The organism is Pedobacter sp. 01N416 (assembly GCF_056399685.1).
The window spans coordinates 1-2670 of sequence record NZ_JBFTRT010000763.1 but is presented as its reverse complement, the minus strand read 5'-3'; the positions used below and the strand labels follow the sequence as shown (position 1 = coordinate 2670).

At 35.3% G+C, this 2670-nt stretch carries 2 protein-coding genes and 1 pseudogene; all 3 read left to right on the top strand.

Annotated elements, in window-relative coordinates; genetic code table 11:
* Positions 1–668: hypothetical protein (locus AC1DND_RS26880; RefSeq protein ID WP_477585789.1), on the top strand; the 668-nt coding region annotated here is incomplete at its 5' end.
* Between the two features lie 482 nt (positions 669–1150).
* Positions 1151–1438 (top strand): annotated as a pseudogene (locus AC1DND_RS26875) (RagB/SusD family nutrient uptake outer membrane protein); the annotation flags it as partial.
* Positions 1431–2468, top strand: coding sequence for a LacI family DNA-binding transcriptional regulator (locus AC1DND_RS26870; RefSeq protein ID WP_477585787.1), 1038 nt, complete (start codon positions 1431–1433; stop codon positions 2466–2468). The pseudogene AC1DND_RS26875 and the gene AC1DND_RS26870, both read left to right, overlap by 8 nt.
* Positions 2469–2670 lie beyond the last annotated feature (202 nt).

Below are 2670 nucleotides of genomic sequence, written 5' to 3'. Positions count from 1 at the left end.
CCCGTATGATTAGCTATAAAAATCAATTGTATGACCCAAGGAGTTACCACTTTGGCAGTATTTGGCCTTTATTCACAGGTTGGACATCACTTGCCGAATATCAGACGGGTAGATATAATCAAGGTTTTACAAACATAATGAACAATTTGTCAAATTATAAGGACTTTTCAATGGGTAATGCCGTAGAGGTAATGAATGGGAATACCTATAGTACAAGCGGGGTTACATCTCATCAATGTTGGTCAGAAACAATGGTGTTACAACCTATTTTTGAAGGGATGTTGGGGTATCACCCGGATGCGTTGACAAATATAGTCACTTTAGCTCCTAGGTTGCCTTTTGATTGGAAATGGTTTGAGGCTGAAAATGTTAAATTTGGAAAAAATAGTTTCGTATTCAAATTTAAAAAACAATCAAATACAGTTTTGGTCTACAACCTGATATCTAAGCAAGATTTTAAACTAAATTTTATACCAACGCTTCCTTTGGGCTCTAAAATCGAACAGATCGTAGTGAATGGAAAAAAAGTTAATTATACAATTATGGATAACAAGGAATATTTGGATGTAAAACTTAATGAAAACGTGAACGTTAATGGTCATACAGAAATTAGTATTCAATTAGCGAAAGAAGGTGTATCAACTTTAGCCAATTTTGTTAAACGATAGGACTGTAATTACCATCGACCACATCAAGCATTGAACTTCAAATCTCCCATCGATTTATTGCAGGAAATTTGAGGACAAAATTATACTTTTGAGTGGTCTGAAAAACAAGGGAGCTTACAGTGAAGTCGATTACAGACAAATAGTTGCAGAATAATAGTGAGCATATAGTGAGCATGCTATTAATAAATACATTAAAGCATTATTTATAAGAGGTTTATGGATAGGATTCAAGTCCCGTCCATTCCGCGAAAATAGTTTTAAATTTAACTAAAAGCCTGTAAATTAAATGTTTACATGCTTTTTTGTTTTCTGGAAATACCAAAATATTCATTTTTTCGCAAGAAAAAGGCGAGCAATTCGGTGAGCTGCTAGTCAATAAATTCCCGCTTTTCCGGTGTATCAAATTTGTGAAAGACCGATTTGATATCCGTAAATACATCCAATTGTTTATTTAGTATTTCGTAGGCCAGGACAAAGATGTTTTAGCCCGCAACGAAGGGGACAACAATTGGATTGTTATCCGTTATGCAGATGTTCTGCTAATGCTTGCAGAAGCTTTAAATGAACAGGGAAAAACAAATCTTGTGCTATTAGAAGTTCAAAAAGTCCGGACAAGGGCGAATCTGATCACCAACATGTTGCTCAATCAATTGGATACCAGAGTTTTGATCAAAAAGGAGCAAATACTTGAACAATATCGCAAGGGGAAAAATCTATTGTCTCGAGATTTTTATGTTAATCGATTAAGCATATCTTTACAGGATGAGTAAGAAGGTTTCCATCAAAGATATAGCACAAACTGTAGGCGTTTCTACCGCCCTGGTTTCATACGTGTTAAATAATAAGGAAAAAGAAGCACGTGTTGGAAAAGAAATCGCACAAGTAATAAGAGATACAGCGGTGAAAATGGGTTATCAGCCAAATCAGATAGCCAAAAGCTTGAAAACAGGAAAATCGTATACTTTTGGATTAATTGTAGCAGATATTTCCAATCCGTTCTTCGGCAATCTTGCGAGGAATATTGAGGATGAGGCAAAGAAATTTAACTATACCGTGATTTTTGCGAGTGCGGATGAAAATGCGAAAAAATCTCAAAACCTGATTAATATTTTAACCGAAAGACAGGTTGATGGTTTCATTATTGCACCGGCAGAAAATTCACAAGACCAGATTGAAGCGATTTTAAAGAACAATATTCCACTGGTGCTGATAGACCGGTATTTTAAGGGGCTGGATACCAATTGTGTCGTGACCAACAATTATGAGGCTTCTTATCAGGCTGTGAGCCATTTAATTGAAGCCGGAAAGACAAATATCGGCATGATCGCTTATCAAACAGATCTGGCTCATATGCTGGATAGAAAGCAGGGCTACATTGATGCAATTAAAGACAGTAAACAGTTAAAGACAAAAATCCCCTTGGTCAAAATGGTTGATTTCAATGCTGGTCAAGAAGAAGTAGAGGCGGGCATCCGCGAATTTTTTGCTCAAAACCCTACAATAGATGCACTGTTCTTCGCTACAAACACGCTTACACTAAAAGGATTAAAATCTTTAAATAAGCTAAACTATAAAGTTCCCGATGATGTGGCTATTGTATGTTTTGATGAGAGTGAAGCTTTTGATTTCTTTTATTCTCCCCTGACCTATATAGAACAGCCATTACTTGAAATGGGCAAAAAGGCCGTTCAGATCTTACTTAAAAACATTTCTGATAAAAAAAGCGCCAATATGCAGGTAAGCATAGCGTCTAAATTAATTATAAGACAATCAAGTGCTGCCACTGTTAAAAAGAATTAGCTCAAGTTGCAATTACTGGTGTCAGAACAGGGAATATCATAATAAGCTGTGAAAAACTAAAAAAAAATATTTGTTTGTTTAAACGTTTAAGCTTAAGTTTTAGCTCAAGTTGCAATTACTGGTGTCAGAACAGGGAATATCATAATAAGCTGTGAAAAACTAAAAAAAAATATTTGTTTGTTTAAACGTTTAAGCTTAAGTT

Bases quoted from the DNA above. Each gene is read 5' to 3' on its own strand.
- AC1DND_RS26870 (WP_477585787.1), top strand. From the start codon at position 1,431: ATGAGTAAGAAGGTTTCCATCAAAGATATAGCACAAACTGTAGGCGTT.